The sequence below is a fragment of the Symmachiella dynata genome (genome assembly GCF_007747995.1).
Classification (GTDB): domain Bacteria; phylum Planctomycetota; class Planctomycetia; order Planctomycetales; family Planctomycetaceae; genus Symmachiella; species Symmachiella dynata.
The window spans coordinates 3,206,870-3,224,096 of record NZ_CP036276.1; the positions used below are offsets into that span (position 1 = coordinate 3,206,870).

Below are 17,227 nucleotides of genomic sequence, written 5' to 3' on the forward strand. Positions count from 1 at the left end.
AGATGCTCTGCCCATAGCGAACCACATGATTCATCACGTCGACCGTCCATTTACCAAATTGGAAATGGTGGAGAAATCGACGCGAATCCTCGAACTCAAAGGCCGCATCACAACGGTCGATGTCAATGACTCGGAAGTCATTACCGCGTCTAAAGTGGAAAACCCATTCAATCCTCGGCAACTGCGAATCACTGCCGGAGCACCGGGTGTCACCGACGTGACCGTCGTCGACGAATTTGGCCAAAGCCATAAATTGGAAATCCTCGTCGTGGGCGACGTGCGGCATCTGCAATCGTTGCTGCAGCTGAGTTTTCCTGATGCTGCCATTCATGTCACGAAGGTGCAAAACACCGCCGTGCTGAGCGGATGGGTCGACCAACCGGCGCAGATTCGCCCGATCATGCAATTGACCGAGCAGTTCTTCCCCGAACCGATCAACAACATTCAAGTCGGTGGCGTCCAACAGGTCACGCTGAAAGTGAAGGTCATGGAGGTTCAACGTGGCAAGATTCGCCGGTTGGGCTTCAACTTCTTCGACATTGGAAACAACGGATACATCATCTCGAATCCGGGGAACTTGATTCCTATTCGAACTTTGACGTCGGCTGCAGGAGCGGCAACCAGCCTCGACTTCAATCCGGCAGGGGCGACAGCGATGTTTGGGATTATCAGCGACAGCAATATTTTCCAGGGCTTTATTGAAGCCTTGAAAGAAGAGTCGCTGTTGAAGATCTTGGCTGAGCCGAACCTTTCGGTGAAGAGTGGTTCCAAGGCGAACCTACTGCAAGGTGGAGAATTCCCGATTCTTATCCCGCAATCTCTGGGAACATTGAGCGTCGAATTCAAATCCTTCGGCGTCAAACTCGAAGCATTGCCCATCGTATTGGGGAACGGCCGGTTGAGCTTGCAATTGATTCCTGAAGTCAGCGAACGGGACTTCTCCAGTGCGATCGAAACACAGGGAATCGTGGTGCCCGGTTTGACGACACGTCGTGTACAAACCGCTGTGGAAATGGATTTTGGTCAAACGTTTGTGATTGCAGGTTTGATCTTCGATCGACAGACAGCCACGACGTTTAAGGTTCCGGTTTTGGGAGAATTGCCCTTTTTTGGTGCCCTGTTCCGTCGCGTTCGCTATGACGAAACCGAAACCGAACTGTTGATTATGGTCACGCCGGAATTGGCCGACCCATTGAAACCGTGTGAAGTCCCGCCGCAAGGCCCTGGACAATTCACAAGTACTCCGACCGATCGCGAGTTGTATCTCGATGGCACACTGGAAGTCCCCTACTACGGACCGCAATGTGTCGATTGCGAAGCTGACGGTGGCTATGTGCCGCAACCGGCTTACATCGAACCGACTCCGAACGGCAACATGCAGTACGCTCCGAGTACCGTTCCGCCGGCCCCGGCCGCTAGTGGATCCGACATTTCACCTCCGCCGACACCGCAACCCGAAGCTGCCAAACCGCAGGGAGTGGGGCCCACCTTGGGCCACTCCCCCGCCAAGCCCGATTTGGTCACACCACGTTTTCGTAGTGCGGCCCCTCGAGTTCAACAAGCTTCTGTTGCCCCCTCAGGTGCCACGCCCTTACTGGGGCCGGCACCGACCAAACGGGTGAAACCAGTGCAGTCTACAACTGTGCGAGCCAAAGCGACCACAAAAGTGACGACAGCACCGCGAGCAAAAACATTGAATCAAACTCGTCCGAATCGCCGCACCGGGCCGACGCAGGTCGTCCAACAGCAGCGAACCGGCCAGAACAACACGACCATCGTACGGCGAGCTTCGGCAGCAACCGCGCAGCCATCAGGCACAGCACCGACAACAGCGGCTCCCGCTAATCCAGCATTGGTCTTTCCCGATGCGGAAAAGCAGAAATTGCTGAACCAGTTGAAAGCATCCAGCCAAGCAAAACCCAGTCGTCGCGCCCCGCGGCCGGGATTAATTGCTCCCAAGGAGTTAACCGGTCGGGCAAATCCGGACGGACAATCGTCGAGCGGCACTCCCTAAGGGATTTGGCGCCTTGACGTATGACGGCATGATGCCGGCCTGTTCTTGAACTTCGGAGTATTTGTCCTTTTGAATCAGCGGCGAGAGACTAATGAATAACGTAGTCCGATTGGCAATAGTAGACCCCAACGACTCCTCCCGAACGACCATCAAAAACTTGTTGATGGGTATGGATATGGTGTGGTTGGAAGCCGAATGCTCACGTTACGACTTTTTTGCCGATGTCATTTCACAGACGCAGCCTGACATCGCGCTGATTAATCTCGACGACGATGAGGAAAAAGGCTTGGCCTTGATCAGTCGCGTGACACAGGATCTTCCCGGCTGCAGCGTTTTGGTCGTCAGCAGTTCGACCGAAGGCAGCCTGATCCTGCACGCCATGCGAAACGGGGCCAAGGAGTTCTTGAGTTATCCTCTCAAATGGGAGGATTTCCTAGCCGCGTTGGACCGTATTCAAAATGCGGGACGCGGCCGTGGCGGCGATGGGTCGGCGCTTTCCTGCCAAGTGGTAGCCGTTGGCGGTGCCGGCGGCGGCGTGGGATGTACCTCTTTGGCGGTGAATTTGGGCTGTAGTCTCGCCAAAGAGGAACGCAACAGCGTCGCAATTGTCGACATCGATTTCGCCTTGGGTGATGCGGACGTCTGGTTGGATATCATTCCTGATTACACCATTCACGACGTCACTGAAAACATCACCCGCTTGGACTACTCGTTGTTAAAACGTTCGTTGACGCAACACGACTGCGGTGTCTATCTACTGCCGCGACCGGTGCAAATCACGAATGACACAACGGTCGATACCGACCAACTCAAACGCATGATTGCCTTGTTGAAGGCAACGTTTACCCATCTGGTGATCGACGTCAGTAAGACGTATTCACCGTTGGATATGGCCACGTTGGAGTTGGCTGACAGCGTGCTCATGGTCACGCAACTCGACTTGCCCTGTTTGCGCAACGTCGTGCGATTGATGCAGTATTTTGACAATATCGACGGATTAGTCGACAAGACCAAAGTGGTCGTCAACCGTTTGGGATTGGAAGAAGAACAAATCAGCTTGAACAAAGCATTGGAAACGATCGGCCGCGAAATCTTTTGGCAGATCCCCAACGACTACGCCACGATGGTTGAGGCACGTAACAACGGCATCCCGCTCCAAATGCAGGCTCCGCGGGCGAAACTGACGAAGTGCGTTGATCAACTCGCCGCCGCATTGGACGGGAAAAACGCCGCTGAAACGACGGACGATGGCAAGAAGCCGCGTCGCACCAGCCTGTTTGGATTCCTTTCCAGCGGATCCAAATAGCAGGCTGCGAATATTCGTCGCACGAGATGTCGTGTGCCGGTCGCGTTTGGTATACGCAGTGCGCAGTATCATCAGACAACTTGATTAGGCATCAACGTCCAAGCGGCCGCCGCGAAGTCCCAAGGCATCGGTGGCATGGCGGGTGGGGCTTTCGGCTGTCTCAGAGTCACTGGCATCTTGCTGATCTTCAGCGTGAATTTCGCCGGGAGAGGCTCCCCAACTCTGTCGACCGTCTGCATCGCGGTCGGCATCCAAGTCGGCTTCCTCCACGTCTTTATCGATGGCTTCGGTCTGTTCGACTTGGAATTTCTGCGCCGCTTGCTGAGCTTTGGACTCGTCCTGCTGTGAGTTCGTCCGTTGGGCACCGGCGAAAGAACTCGCCAGGTTGAACGCGGCTGGATTGCTCGAACCGATACTGCTCATCGCAATTTCTCCCCGTTGTTTTTTAATAACCGTCCCTGGTCGATTGGCGGTGATCAAAATTAGCAGACGAGGAACGTCGGAATTCCCGTAAAGCGGGATTCTCGAGGGGGAGCATCAAGGGAGTCAAGCACCGCGGGCCTCCTCGTCCTGCTGCCCGCAGGTGCAAAAGTATAGCTCACTTCCAGGTAAGCGGCACTACCAATTTTCGGTCCATTATGGGTTTTGAGAGGGCGAATCCGCAGTTGTTCCTGTGGATTTCGTCTCCGTAATCGGCGTGACCTCGCCAATTTTAATCGTCGGAGTCGGCTTGGTCTCGGTTTCGATTTCTTTTTTACTGCTCGCTGGTAGAAACGGATTTGTCGGTGGCGTGATCGGGGTGTCATCAGCCACCTTGGAGGGCGCCGGTTGTGTGGGGGAAGTTTTTACCAAGCGTCCACCGGAACGTGTTGGGCGTCCGTAGCGAATCAACGACAGTTGTCGGCCTTCGAATTTAATGTCGGAGACCAAGTAGTTACCTCCGCGGCGCCCGAGCTGCGAAGGTTGTCGCGCGTCGTCATTTTGCCAAATTGCCGTGACAGCATTTGATGGAACGCGACGCAGGTGCAACACCGTCGGCTGCATGTGTGGATACTTGAGAACCAACGCGATTTTCGTCGAACGCGGTGTTGAGGAAAATATCCCCCCCAATTGAACGGCATCGCGAAAACGAACTTCGGCAGCGTCGTTCTTTTGTCCCAACTCGGGAGCGTGCACGGTTCGGCCATTGATCAACAAACTGACTTTAGCCGTGCCAATTTGCCACAAGGGGTCCGCTCGGAAGACAATGTCGTCCATGCCCAAATTCATATCGGCGTAACCGAAGAGCGTTCGCAGCAAATGCCGGTTGACCATGGTGGGCACTTCGTCGGATCCGAGATAAGTACAGGCCCGGAGGACTGCCGGCACGGGAATTTGTCCCAGCACCTGTTCATCGCGGAGCCAGTGAATCAGTTTTTCCCGTTCACCCGAGTCCTGGTAGATGGTCATCAACGCGACCAAGCTTTGTGTCCGTTCCAAACGTGCATCAATGTTTCGCAAGGCGGCCTCTTCAGCGAGTTCATATTTCCCATGCTTGGCCAAAATGCGCGCACAGACCAGATTGGCCTGCCAGGCAGTGTCCGCATAGCCTAATGCTTCTTGGGCAGTCCGTGCCGCTTCGCGGTTGCCTTGAAAGTCTTGAATGGCCGCTAGGTTCGCGACCCCCGCTGCCAGCATTTCATCCCTGCGGAAGTGCCCTGCCCCGTAGTTGGCAAGGTTCTCATAGGTCTCCGCAGCCTTGTCCCAATCGCCCAATGCTTGGTGCGTGCGGGCCACGTGATACCAATAGGGTGGGTAACATTCCATGAATTTTTCTAAGCGTTGCAACAATCGCAAACGAATTTCAGGGTCTGTTTCGTTCAAGGCGGCGTCCAGGCTGTCTAAGTCGGCGCAGCGGATCAACCAGCGATCGGGAATGTTTTTCTTCTGGATCATTTTCCAGAACGTGTCCAGGAATTGCGAAGAACTGTTCACAACCTGCACCATTCGCGATTTTTCGATGTTCCAGACAGCGTGATCGGTGTTGGTTTTTAAGTTTCGGTAGTCCCACCAACTCCCGGCGCCAGTTCGCAAAGCTTCGCCGTATTGAAATGTTGTCACTTGCGTGCTCAATAAAAACGCGGAGGCCATCGCTTGTCGGCCGAGATTCCGCCGAAATTCCGATTTGAGATGTTGTCGTTCTTTCTCAGCGATCGTTTCGCCGCCAATTTCTTCCAAAACCTTGGTGTAGAGCGTTACTACCTCTTGGTCGGCAATGCCGTTGAGGTTTAAGTTGTTGAGAATGTTTTCTTGCTCTTCAACCAACACCGGTTTTGTGCCGTTGCGCTTGATGCGAAAAAAGGCGGCGCGGCAGTAGTTGAGCGCAACGGCAGCGGCACGATCACGGCTGTCGGAATTGGGGGAGCGCGGCACGTTGCTCGCTTCCTCCGCACCGACGGCGGTGGTCAGGAAAATAGAAATCGTCAAACTAATAATGAGTGCTCGCATGTGCGTGCCTGTATCTCGATTTCAATGATTCTCAGGGGTTGTGGCAAATTCGCCAAAGGGGCGAGCGACCAAAAGAATTGGTGAGCGCAATCCACATCCGGGAATGCTCGCACCCTGTTGAAAGTCTACACGCGCACCGCGAGCGTGTCGGACTTCTTAGAGAACGGCGAAGAACTTCACCCCCTGCCCGGGGTGATTTGCCGTGTTAGTGAAAATCTGCGGCCCAGTGCACGGGCCGACTCGGTGGCACAACAATTAGCATCCGTATCGATTCGCAAGCTTCGCGAATCGGTACGACCCAAACATCCAGAGAATGTCAGAGTTCATTCAAGAATTGTTGGCGCGGTACGATCAACCCGCTTTGGCGCGCGTTTGAGTCTCCATAGCCGCAAACTGTGCGGCTGGGATTGAGATCGGCGCCGTTTTTTCGCCACTGCGACCCAAGGCGATCGAAATGGCTTGGACAACCCGTTCTAATTGTTGGGCGGTCAGCTCCGAGAAGATTGGCAATGCCAACGTTTCAGCGGCCGCTCGTTCCGATTCGGGCAACGAGCCCGCTTCGTATCCCAAATACTCAAAGCATGGTTGCAGATGCAATGGAATTGGGTAATAGATCGCGCAGCCAACCTGTTGTTCGTGCAACTTTGCCTTGACCTCGTCGCGGCGACCATCTTTGACACGAATGCAGTATTGGTTGTAGATATGTTTTCGACCGGTAACGACAGCCGGCGTTTCGATGGCATCCAGCAGACCGTATTCTTCAAATAACGTCTGGTATTGGCTGGCGTTATTTCTGCGGGCCTCGGTCCAGGAATCCAAATGCGGCAATTTGACACGCAACACGGCTGCCTGCAAGGCGTCTAAACGGCTGTTGAGGCCGACTTCCAGATGATGATAACCGCCGGCGTCGCCGTGAACACGGAGCCGTCGCAATCGCGCGGCCAAGTCGGCGTCATCGGTTGTGATCAATCCGCCGTCCCCGGCTCCTCCCAGGTTTTTGGTGGGAAAGAAGCTGAAGCAACCCATTGTTCCCAGAACACCGGCACGGCGGCCCATGAGTTCTGAGCCGATGGCCTGAGCGGCATCCTCAATGATTGCCAAGCCATGTTGGACGGCAATTCGCCACAGCGGTTCCATGTCTGCACATTGTCCGTACAAGTGAACCGGTAAAATCGCCCGTGTTTTGGGGGTGATGGCCGCTTCGACCGCCGCAGGGTCAATGTTGAAACAGTCTGGTTGAATATCAACGAAGACCGGGACCGCACCGGAACGATAAATCGCGCCGCCGGTGGCAAAAAATGTGTAAGGACTGGTGATCACCTCGTCGCCCGGTTTCAAATCGAGCGCCATCAGCGCCAGCAACAGCGCATCGGTGCCCGAAGCGCAGCCGATCGCTTCGCGGGAATCACAGTAAGAGGCCACTTCGAATTCGAACTCGGCGACCTCGTCGCCCAACACAAAATGTTGCGAGGCGAAGACTTGGGCCACCTTGTCCTGGACTGCTTCAGCGATACTGGCGTTTTGAGACACCAAGTCGATGAATGGAACCGGTTCGGCGACAACGTCGCTGTGAGCGCGCAGGGGAAGAATCTCGGACATGGGCGACTCCATTCGCACATGATGACATCAAAGGGGGGAAATTGAGGCGGTAAATTACGGGCGAGGATCGTTTGTGTCAAGATGAGGTCGTGGAGCAATATTGATGCTGAAATGTCACCTTGACGGCTGCAAACTCAACCGCCGAACGCACCGTAGCGTCGCACACCACGGATGAACATCACCCGGTTGGCCACAGCCAGAATCAATATCCAACCGCCGGCAATCAACAGTTCGTTGATCAGTTGCGCATGTGTGTAATGACCCAACATGATCGAAGCGGGAAAATAGGCGAGGTACTTAAATGGCAAGTAGATCACCCAGGCATTGACGGGTGCAGGCAGCCAGTCGAGCGGAATCATGTGCCCCGACAAAAAGTAGTTGAGCATCATGTACACGAAGATCAGCGAACTGACTTCCAGAAACCAAAACGACACCAGTCCGATCATGCTTTCGATCAAAAACCCGATCAAAAATGCAATCGGCAGTGAAATCAAAAATCCCACGATCGTGAAACCGTCCGGCCAACCCGAGAAGTAATCCCGGCACAAGAAGAACACCAACGCAAACGGGCCAACCGCCACGATGTAATACACCAGCTTGTGGGCCACACGGTGCCAAAACAGGTAACCCAGAAAATCGACTGGTTGAATCAGAAACTTTTTGATAGTCCCCTCACGCACGTCGCGCGCCACCCCGGTTGCTAACCCAGGCATGCTGGAAAACGCCCGGGCTACCATCGCCAACAAAAAGTAGGCGATCATGTCGTCATAGCTGTAGCCGTTTAGTTTCTGCTTGGGTTGGTCGGAGTGAACGGCGAAGATCGCGCCCCACAAAAAGATCTGGGTCACAATCGGCAAAAATCGAACCAGCGTCGCAAACGCAAAGTCAGCGCGATAAACGAGTCGCTCCTCAATGCAGGTCCGCAGAATGACCCAGTTAATACGAAGTCGCGCGATCATGGACGATGATGCCAAGTGAAGACGAAAAGAAACAACCACTGACCGGCCGACATCATAGGAAGCCCCACAACGATTGCAAAGCAAACGCAATCGTGTGCCCGTTACCGGGCAATGAATTGCGGTGTCACGGGAGGGCGAAGCTCCTGCTGAGCCGCGCTGGTCCCGACGACTGGGCTTGCAAATTCGTCGGGCCAAATGACACGTGCTGGTCGCGCGCGGCTCGGACGGAGCCTCGCCCTCCCGGAACACGAAATCGCGCGATTATGACGCCTTGACCGCTTGGAGTAGACCTTGGATGTAACCGTAGCTGAAGGCGAATCCTTGGTGTCCGCCGGGATCTTCGGGGTGTTTCGGCACATGGTCGGGCATGACCATGTATTCGTATCCCACATCGCGCAGCGCTTGCATCAGTGCGAGCATGTCCATGTCTCCCTCGTCGGGATAGACCTCTTGAAAATCTCCCCGCTTGCCGCGGATATTGCGAAAGTGGATATTGAAGATTTTCTTCCGCTCTCCAAAATGATGAATCACATCCACGATTTCGCCGGCCGGATCTTGCAGCATCTCCGCTGTGCTGCCTAAGCAAAGGTTCAGACCGTGGTAGTCGCTTTCATTGATCGTGACGAATTTCTTCAGCCCGTCGACGGTCCCCAACACGCGATTGAGCCCTTGGAATCCGCCCGGGGGTGTGCCGGGGTCGTGAGGATGGCAGGCGGCGCGGATTTTGTATTCTTCGCAGACTGGGATAATGCGTTCTAGAAAATAGGTAATCCGCTCCCAGATCACGTCGTCGCTGACTTTTCCTGCCCGCGTTAACGGTGGATCGGCGACCGCTTCGGCGGCTTTCCAGGTGCTATACGTCGAACCGCCGCGGCCGGGTGTCCGCTCGGTTCGCAAGACGCCCAGAAGACTCATGTTGTATTTGACCGCCGGAATACCGACAGCGGCGCAGTTGGCGATCATTTTTTGGATATGTTCGATATCCCGATCGCGCTCAGGACTTTGCCCGAGCATGATCGCTCCCCGTTTCTCACGGTCGATATGGCTGGAGGATAAAAACGGAAGCGCGACAATATCCAAACTAACGCCATGCTCTTCACAAACATCACGCGTCTTCTGCAGATCTTCGACGGACCAATATCCGCGTTCGCCCGGTTTGGGCGGGTGGCCGCAAATGTGATTCACGCCATTCCGCTTAAAATACTGCAACATGCTGGGCGAGGTCGGGCCCCGCTGGCAACCGACGTGCATTTTGACCGGCGGCGCCACTTTGGGGGCGGCGTTTTCTGGTTGTGCGGTCGAACCGGTTTGTTCGCAGCCGGTCAGGGCCAATGCTGACGCGGCGGTCGTGGCGGTGAGGAATTCGCGTCGTTGCATGATGCTGGTCTCCGTTCTGTTTACAAGTAGTTTCAAAACCCTCTGACGCGTTCCACTGACACTGGTCTGTAAGTTCCTGTTACAAGCGCAACCGGGTTTTGAAACTGGTTCTAGCGCTCGAATTGTGCGGGGTCCCAAATTGTGCAGCCAATAAAGCGTTGTGGTTGTTCGTCGTTGTGATAATAGTAAATGGTGACCATCTTGCCATCGGCCCGTTGGATGCTCCGGGGATAGCCGATGTCCCAACTCGAGGCGTCGTCGCGCAGTATGAATTCGCGGCTCCAAGTTTGGCCATCGTCGTCAGAAATCCGGCCGCGAATTCCATAAGGAGCCCGTCGCCAACCGTAGGTCATCGCCAGCTTACCATTTTTCAACCGAGTGAGTGTGGCGGGATTGCCGGAGTTTTCGATCACAGGCTCTTTGAGCAAATACCATGACTTGCCATCGTCGGGTGAAACGAATGGTTCGATCCACCAACGTTTTTTGCCGTCGAAAATGCCGCCGCGACGAATCATGCTCAGGTAGCCAGTCTTTCCGATCCGCACCGTGGCAGGCATAATCGCGTAACCATATGCGGCCGGCGGTTGATTCCCGATCCAGCCGACCAGATCCCAGGTCATCCCGCCGTCCAGCGTGCGAATGCATAACGGTTGCCCTTCACCGCCAGTCTCTTTGGCGGCGGCAATGAAAGCCGTCAGGCGGTTTTTGCCTTCGACGATGTAGTCGGTACGGCAGAGCAAATTCGGCCGACCGTAGACCGGCAATTCATAGGGACCGTTCCAGGTGAGGCAGCGGTCTAACGAATAATGAAATTGACTCTTTGTGAATCGGACTGCCAAATCGGGGTTTGAAAAGTCAATCGGCTTGTCGAGTTTTTGCAGCTTGTTCTGGTTGCCGTTTTTGTCGATGTAGGAGGGACGTTCAACCACCCACGTTTCCCCACCATCCATGCTGCGCGCCTGACGCGGAACCGAAGGTTGGTCGCGATCAATGTCATGACCGCCGGTGGGATTCTTCTTGTAGTACCCCAGCGTAAAGCCAACCACGATTTCATCGCCCCATGACCAAATGCCATTATTCGCCGGCCATCCGGCAAAGCGTTCCGGCTCCTTGAACACCACTGTGTTTTTGACCTTGGCTGTCTGTGCAAAAACGTGAACTGGAGCCGCGCTCAAAATTGCGGCGATGATTAGCACGAGTCTCATGTTTTACCTTTAAAAGTAGCCTCGTTCCCAAACAGAGTTTCGAAAACGAGGAAAGTCAACGAGGTTAACAAAGTTAAATTTCGCTTCGAGTTGCCGCGTCAAGCTTTTGGGTGACTGATTGAAAGGTTCCCTCCACGACGAATTGTACGCCGTACGGCTGGTCGCGGACGCCGGGGAAAATGATGGTGCAAGTTCCGGTTTCATCATCATCGCCATCGGACAAAACCGCATTGACTTGTCGTGGGTTGACTGCCACTTGTTGTCGTTGTCCGGCCAACGTGAAAATCGCTTGTTGAAACATCGGTCATGGCTCTCCACAAATTTATCTTGTTGGAAAATACTGCGGCCCGTTTATTTCAGTGGCTGTAGTTTAATGTTCTTGTACCAACATTCGCCACCATGGTCTTGCAGTCCGATGTAACCACGACGGGGATGGTCCTTGTAGGCGAACTCAAATTTGTGCGGCGAGCCGTTGGGACGCTGGCCTGGTTCGGTCCACATGCCGAGGTCCATCATCGTCACTGTCCGATGGTTCAGTCGGACTTCCACGATGTTCTTGTTGCAGGTCAGCACCAAGTGATTCCATCTCCCGGCCGGTCGCATGACGTTGGAATTCGCAGCAACAAGACCGTAAATCGCGCCCGTGTCGGTAAAGCCCTGACCGCGCGTGTCATCAATGGCCACCTCTAACCCGTTGTAGCCGACATCCTTGCCCGGCAACGGTTTGAGCGGCGCGGTGCGAAAAAAGAGGCCGGTGTTGCAGCCGGGACTGATTTTGAAATCCAGAGTCAGGATAAAGTTTTCCCATTGCCGCTCATGAATCAGCATATACCCGCCGCAACGATGCGGATTGAGACTCCCCTGCTCCACCGGCCGCGCGCTGGGCTGCCCATCGTTGGTCGTCCAGCCGCTGAGCGTTTTGCCGTCAAACAACAAGATCCACCCATCCCGTTTTTCTTGTTCCGTGAGTTCATTGTCAGCGGCAAAGGCCGGATGGGCCAGTGCTGTGAAGACCAGCAATGCGAAAACGGTATAGCGATGCAACTTCGTACCCCCCCCCGTTGAAAAAATAACGTCCCACGTCCTCATTCTACTCGTTCCCAAACGGAGTTTGGGAACGAGGGTATGGGAGCCTTAGGCTTATTCCACTGACTTTATCACACCTCACGGGTGGTTGAAACCGGCTGAAGGTGGCTTATGATGTGCGCGACGATCAACGTTTTTTGTTTCTCGAAACTGCAACAGGCGAATTCCATGGATCTGAAAAAACTGACCGATGCTCTGGCAACGCACATGCCTCCGATAATGCGCTGGGCGGGGACGGTTGCGCGGCGGATTCGCAAATTTGATATCGCCGTCGATGCCAAATCGTCGGGCAGTGCGAATACCGATGCTTTGACGATTGCCGACCTGAGCGTGCAAGAATTGATCGTTGCCTGTCTGCGCGATACCGATCCGATCTTTCGCCAATGTCGACTTCAGGGCGAAGAATCAACTGGGGACTTTGAACGCTTTGCAACCGAAGCGCCGTACTCCATCGTGATCGATCCGATCGACGGAACCAAAGGCTATCGTGATCGCGAGGGCTGCGCCTATTCGGTCATGCTCTCGTTGCAAACGCCCGATTCGGTGGAGTACTCATTGGTCTACATCCCCGAACAGGGTGAGAATGGATCGTGGGTATTTGCTTGCGGTGATATCGTGGCAACGGGACCGGACGATCCGAGTCGCCCGGCGGCAGACGTTGTCCGTACGCTGGCCCCGATTGTCCCCTCCGAGCGTGGATCCTCTAAGAAGATCTATTTGATCGGCTATCAAAAACAAGACGCCGAAAAGGCACAGTTGGTGACCGATGCGGGACTAGAAGGAGTGCTCGCCGCTGATATGGGAGGCTGTCACTATTGGACATTCGCTCGGGGAGAGTTCACCGGATCGCTCATCCATTCGCCGAACATCTATGACTTTCCTGTGGGCATGCACATCGCGCGGATTCTGGGAGGTGACGCGCTGTGGGTCCACAACGAACAGCCGGTCCATCTGCGTGAGACTTGGCTGGACGAGCGGGCCGACATGGAACGACTGCCGGGGATTGTCGCCTGCAGCGCTGACCGCACGGTGCTGAAAAAACTCTGTGAATTAGCCCGCGATTGGAATCCGGTGCGGTATCACGATTGACAAACATGCGGCGGAGCGAGTTCCACATGCGCCTGTTTTGTGGCTTCGACCAGAATACCGCCTAGTTTGAAGAAACGGTGCAATTTGGTGAAATACAGTTGTTCCTGCCATGGCAAACCCACCTCTTCGCACATGCTGTTGAGTTCGCGACGATTGTAGGTCCGGCATTTCCAGGTCCGGCTGGTCAAGGCTCCGGCGACGGTATCTTCAGTCGCCAGCAGCAACATGCTTCCTCCAGGTTGCAACACGCGGACGAACTCACGTAGACCGGGCCGCGGGTCGTGCAAATGTTCGATCACCCAGCCACAGGTAATGCAATCGAACGAATCGTCCGCAAAGGGAAGTTGGGTGAGGTCGGCAGTCACGTAGTTGGGGCGGTCACTGTCCAGACGTGTCCGTGCGCGACGCAGCATTTGATGCGAGAGGTCGCAACCGATGAGTTCAGCGGTCGGATTGGTTCGTTTAACGAGATGGCCAAGAATCTGGCCGGCCCCCGCGCCAATGTCCAAAATTTTGTGAAATCGTGTGGCGTCGAACTTGCGCTCGCGGAACATCAACCCGACCAATGGTTCGTGCAGCGAAACCAGACTGGCCATAGCGAGCATTGCCCCTTTGGGGCCATCGTAGAGTTGTTTCACATCCTGGCGGTACTGATTCAGGCTCAGCCCGTGCATGCCTTTGAATTCCACCAGTTTTCGCAAAGCGCGCTTACGTTTTCGTCGTTGCGATGGGGATTCCGGCTGTTGCGTGGCCATTTATATATCTCGTCCTTAAATACTTCGGCTGAAAGTCCAGTGAACCGCGTTCTGGCATTGAGCATCCTGAGGCGTTCCAACCCCGGCGACTGGGGGTGGGACGGTTTGCGGTATCGTAAATACGAGTCCCGCAAATATCTATTTATAAATCCCTTCGGCGCAATTGCCCACCGAAACATGGCCTTCTTGCTGAAATACCGGGAAATCGTTTTTTGCACAATAATGCGAAAATGGGGCTATTCCGATGCGAAAAGGAGGCGGACCGGCAGGCGAATCGGCCCCTCAATCTGCTTGAAGAGTCACAGTCGGATCATTATAGTCCATAGTGGTGACACGGAGTAACGATTGACGAACGCATTGGCAGAGCGAATGATTGTTGAAAGCCGATGCGGGGTGATGCATTGCCCCTAAATCTAAATCATTTCCCAGCCTACGTGATTGTCCTCACAGTCGTGATCGTTCCCCCACTTGAGGGACGGGCGTGTTTTCACTCGTCGGAGTTTGGCTGCTTCGAATTACGCAGAGTCCCATTCGAACGTGAATGGTGCTCCTCAATCCCTTTTCGTTAAAGCTGCACGGATCTTGACCGTATGTCCAAAGTGGTCGAATTGAAAACCGCCGATGAACCTCGTGATGTCATTCACGAGGCGGTGCAGTTATTGAGTGAAGGAGGATTGGTTTGTTTCCCGACCGAAACCATCTATGTCGTGGCCTGCGATGCGTTAAATGAAGCCGGTTTACAGCGTTTGGCCGCTCTTCGCCAGCAACTTTCGGACGAAAAGTGCAGCTTGGCTGTCCGCGACGCCGATGCCGCAGTCGATTTTGTTCCCCAAATGAGTGAACTGGGGCAACGTTTGTGCCGTCGCTGTTGGCCGGGACCGGTCACATTGTCGTTCGATCAGTCCGCTACGGGAGGGGCTTTCGAGGCGCTTTCGTCGAATTGTCAGGCTGCTGTCATGCAAGCAGGCAAGTTGCGATTGTCAGTCCCCGCTGCCGAGGTCGTCCAGGCGGTGATGCGATTGATGCCCAATCCGCTGGTTCTGCTCGGAATTCAAAGGAGTGCTGACGTTCCAAAAACCGCAGGTGAGGCAGCGATGACGTACGGAGATGCGGTTGACCTGTTGATCGACGGGGGAGCGTGTCGTTACGGGGAACCGGCCACAGAGGTCCATGTTTCAGGAGAAAACTGGGATGTCGTCTTCGAGTCGACTGTGACGGAACGAACGGTCCGACGACTGGCAAGCCACGTTTATCTGTTTGTTTGTACAGGGAACACCTGTCGCAGTCCCATGGCCGAAGCATTGTTTCGCAAAATGCTGACGGAACGATTAGAATGTACCGAAGACGAACTGTCCGATCGGGGACATATCGTCGCATCCGCAGGAATTGCGGCCTCCATGGGGGGGCGACCGAGTCCCGAATCGGTCGAAATTCTGCAGGCCAAGGGAATCGACTTGCATCAACACGCCAGTCAGCCGTTGACAGGGAATTTGCTGCAGGCAGCCGACCATGTTTACACAATGACCAACGGCCATCGGGAAAGCATTTTGTATGAAGCCCCCCTGGCCGAGGAACGGGTTTCGGTGCTCTCTCGGGACGGTGGAGATATTTCCGACCCGATTGGTTGTGGTATGGATCAATATGTGGAATGCGCTGACCAAATTGAGCGGAATCTCAAGGCATTGATTGCGGAATTATTTGAGGATTGATAAAGAAGTGTTCAATTCGACTCGGCTTGGGGCACAACCGGCTGCAGGAGCGGATGGTTGTGCTTGATTTTCCCAAACCAAACCGTATCGAACCATTGTTTTAAAGTCATTTACGGGGATTCATGTCAGGTTGAGGAAATCGGAAAACGAGCGCGAATCCCAGCGGGTATTACGCGAGCGTGAGACGACTCGATCTGCCAATAACATAGATGGAAGCTGTAAGAGGTTAATGCAATCACCATGAAAATCGCTGTTGCAAGTGATCACCGCGGATTCGCGATCAAGAGCAAAATTTTGCAAATGATTTCCGAAGCCGGCCATGAAGCGATTGATTTGGGAACGGACTCAATCGAAAGCGTCGATTATCCTGATTTCGCTGGTCAGGTTGCCAAATCGGTTTCCCACGGCGAGATTGACCGTGGCATCCTGATTTGTGGAAGCGGATTGGGAATGTGCATCGTGGCCAATAAATTCCCCAACGTCCGCGCGACGCAATGCCATGACGATTTGTCCGCTGAAATGAGCCGCTTGCACAACGACTCCAACGTGCTTTGCCTGTCGGCCGACATGTTGGGAGACAAATTGATCAACCGCATGATCAATATTTGGCTCAAAACTGAGTTCGAGGGGGGCCGCCACGCCCGACGCCTCGAAAAAATCGCCGAAATTGAACGCGAAGTCGCCGCGGAAGAGGATCGAGACTAACGCTCCGCGCCAGCCCACAGCATCGTTCGGGACGGACTGTCGCACCGCCGATTAACGTGTTGTCGTGGTCAGCCTCCGTCTATTGGTCAGCTACGGGGGCTGGGGACGAGTGTTAGCTCGCTCGCTCGGTCGGTCTTTTGAACTTCCTGTGCCCATCTGACTTGGTCCGTGCCCAGCGACCTTGTCACTCAGTTCCTTTTCGACGTACACGGACCCTTAGGTCATGCTGTGCATGACGAAACTCGCTGGCGAATGTGTCCGCAAATCGTGACGTCTGCAGACAAAACTCGCGCTGCCTCCTTTTCAAACTTGTTCAGTGCCGTTATTGTTTTTGTTGGCTCCGTGATTGTCAGCGGGGCGAATTGGCGGTCGGAGTGCGAGGAAACAACGGACATGGACGCAGCGAGCTTAAAATACCAAAAAACCCACGAATGGGCACATGCAGATGGTGACGTAGTGACGGTCGGAATTACCGATTTCGCAGTTGCCCAACTGACCGACCTGGTCTATATCGAATTACCGGATGTAGGACGGACGGTCTCAGCCGGCGAGTCGTTCGGCGAGGTCGAAAGCGTCAAAGCGGTCAGTGACTTGTATAGCCCGATCTCGGGAGAGGTGGTCGAGGTGAACTCGGCACTCGAAAACGGACTGGAAGTCCTGTCTGAGGACGCATTTGGCGCCGGATGGATCGCCAAAATCAAAACCGACGACGTGGGTCAACTGGACTCCTTGATGGATAAAGCGGCATACGACAAGCATTGCGAAGCTGAAGCCCACTGAGCTGAAACAGACAGTGCTGAATTGCCCAAAGACCGTTCTGTCGTTGGTCGCCCGGTCCGGCAACCGCAGGATGGATGACGACTGGTGCATTGAGACGACCGGTGCACGGAAGCGGTGCGATGGCACGGTCGTCGCTTTGCATGCTGATATTTCTTT

The 17,227-nt window shown here is 54.5% G+C and carries 15 protein-coding genes; 6 read left to right on the forward strand and 9 right to left on the reverse strand.

Translation table 11 applies throughout. The annotated features are described in order from the left end of the window. The first annotated feature begins 25 nt into the window (after positions 1 to 25). Both Mal52_RS12390 and Mal52_RS12395 read left to right on the forward strand, forming a co-directional pair. A complete protein-coding gene (locus Mal52_RS12390) occupies positions 26 to 2,014 on the forward strand; it encodes a pilus assembly protein N-terminal domain-containing protein (RefSeq protein ID WP_197534859.1) in 1,989 nt (662 codons plus the stop codon). Between the two features lie 91 nt (positions 2,015 to 2,105). Further along, the gene (locus Mal52_RS12395; protein WP_145376485.1) at positions 2,106 to 3,320 is read left to right on the forward strand and encodes a CpaE/TadZ family protein; all 1,215 of its coding nucleotides are present in this window, start codon (positions 2,106 to 2,108) and stop codon (positions 3,318 to 3,320) included. Between the two features lie 84 nt (positions 3,321 to 3,404). Here the strand turns inward: Mal52_RS12395 and Mal52_RS12400 are convergent, their stop codons facing one another. From Mal52_RS12400 to Mal52_RS12435, 8 genes are all read right to left on the reverse strand, one after another. Beyond that, positions 3,405 to 3,743: a hypothetical protein gene (locus tag Mal52_RS12400; protein WP_145376487.1), complete on the reverse strand. Its 339-nt coding sequence runs from the start codon at positions 3,741 to 3,743 to the stop codon at positions 3,405 to 3,407. Positions 3,744 to 3,956: 213 nt separating this feature from the next. After that, positions 3,957 to 5,807 carry a tetratricopeptide repeat protein gene (locus Mal52_RS12405; protein WP_145376489.1) on the reverse strand — a complete coding sequence of 617 codons (1,851 nt, stop codon included), beginning with the start codon at positions 5,805 to 5,807 and terminating at the stop codon, positions 3,957 to 3,959. Between the two features lie 351 nt (positions 5,808 to 6,158). Continuing rightward, on the reverse strand, positions 6,159 to 7,406 hold the full coding sequence (locus Mal52_RS12410; protein ID WP_231962635.1) for a DegT/DnrJ/EryC1/StrS family aminotransferase: 1,248 nt from the start codon (positions 7,404 to 7,406) through the stop codon (positions 6,159 to 6,161). A 134-nt stretch (positions 7,407 to 7,540) separates the two neighbouring features. Continuing rightward, positions 7,541 to 8,365 carry an ABC transporter permease gene (locus Mal52_RS12415; protein ID WP_145376493.1) on the reverse strand — a complete coding sequence of 275 codons (825 nt, stop codon included), beginning with the start codon at positions 8,363 to 8,365 and terminating at the stop codon, positions 7,541 to 7,543. Between the two features lie 261 nt (positions 8,366 to 8,626). Then, positions 8,627 to 9,616 carry a mannonate dehydratase gene (locus Mal52_RS12420; protein WP_420824948.1) on the reverse strand — a complete coding sequence of 330 codons (990 nt, stop codon included), beginning with the start codon at positions 9,614 to 9,616 and terminating at the stop codon, positions 8,627 to 8,629. Positions 9,617 to 9,852: 236 nt separating this feature from the next. Then, on the reverse strand, positions 9,853 to 10,947 hold the full coding sequence (locus Mal52_RS12425; protein WP_145376497.1) for an exo-alpha-sialidase: 1,095 nt from the start codon (positions 10,945 to 10,947) through the stop codon (positions 9,853 to 9,855). A 73-nt stretch (positions 10,948 to 11,020) separates the two neighbouring features. After that, complete coding sequence (locus tag Mal52_RS12430; protein WP_145376499.1) at positions 11,021 to 11,248, reverse strand: hypothetical protein; 228 nt, start codon at positions 11,246 to 11,248, stop codon at positions 11,021 to 11,023. Positions 11,249 to 11,298: 50 nt separating this feature from the next. Then, complete coding sequence (locus Mal52_RS12435; RefSeq protein ID WP_145376501.1) at positions 11,299 to 12,036, reverse strand: 3-keto-disaccharide hydrolase; 738 nt, start codon at positions 12,034 to 12,036, stop codon at positions 11,299 to 11,301. 165 nt (positions 12,037 to 12,201) lie between these two features. On the opposite strand from Mal52_RS12435, the gene Mal52_RS12440 reads away from it, so the two are divergent. Then, positions 12,202 to 13,122 (forward strand): inositol monophosphatase family protein, encoded by a 921-nt coding sequence (locus Mal52_RS12440; RefSeq protein WP_145376503.1) that lies wholly within the window; start codon positions 12,202 to 12,204, stop codon positions 13,120 to 13,122. Here Mal52_RS12440 and Mal52_RS12445 read toward each other — a convergent pair. Beyond that, positions 13,113 to 13,877, reverse strand: coding sequence for a class I SAM-dependent methyltransferase (locus Mal52_RS12445; protein WP_145376505.1), 765 nt, complete (start codon positions 13,875 to 13,877; stop codon positions 13,113 to 13,115). The genes Mal52_RS12440 and Mal52_RS12445 overlap by 10 nt on opposite strands. A 590-nt stretch (positions 13,878 to 14,467) precedes the next feature. Here Mal52_RS12445 and Mal52_RS12450 point away from each other — a divergent pair. From Mal52_RS12450 to gcvH, 3 genes are all read left to right on the forward strand, one after another. Then, positions 14,468 to 15,586, forward strand: coding sequence for an arsenate reductase/protein-tyrosine-phosphatase family protein (locus Mal52_RS12450; protein ID WP_145376507.1), 1,119 nt, complete (start codon positions 14,468 to 14,470; stop codon positions 15,584 to 15,586). Between the two features lie 240 nt (positions 15,587 to 15,826). After that, positions 15,827 to 16,291 (forward strand): ribose 5-phosphate isomerase B, encoded by a 465-nt coding sequence (rpiB, locus tag Mal52_RS12455; RefSeq protein ID WP_145376509.1) that lies wholly within the window; start codon positions 15,827 to 15,829, stop codon positions 16,289 to 16,291. Positions 16,292 to 16,684: 393 nt separating this feature from the next. Next, positions 16,685 to 17,071: a glycine cleavage system protein GcvH gene (gene gcvH, locus Mal52_RS12460; protein WP_145376511.1), complete on the forward strand. Its 387-nt coding sequence runs from the start codon at positions 16,685 to 16,687 to the stop codon at positions 17,069 to 17,071. Positions 17,072 to 17,227 lie beyond the last annotated feature (156 nt).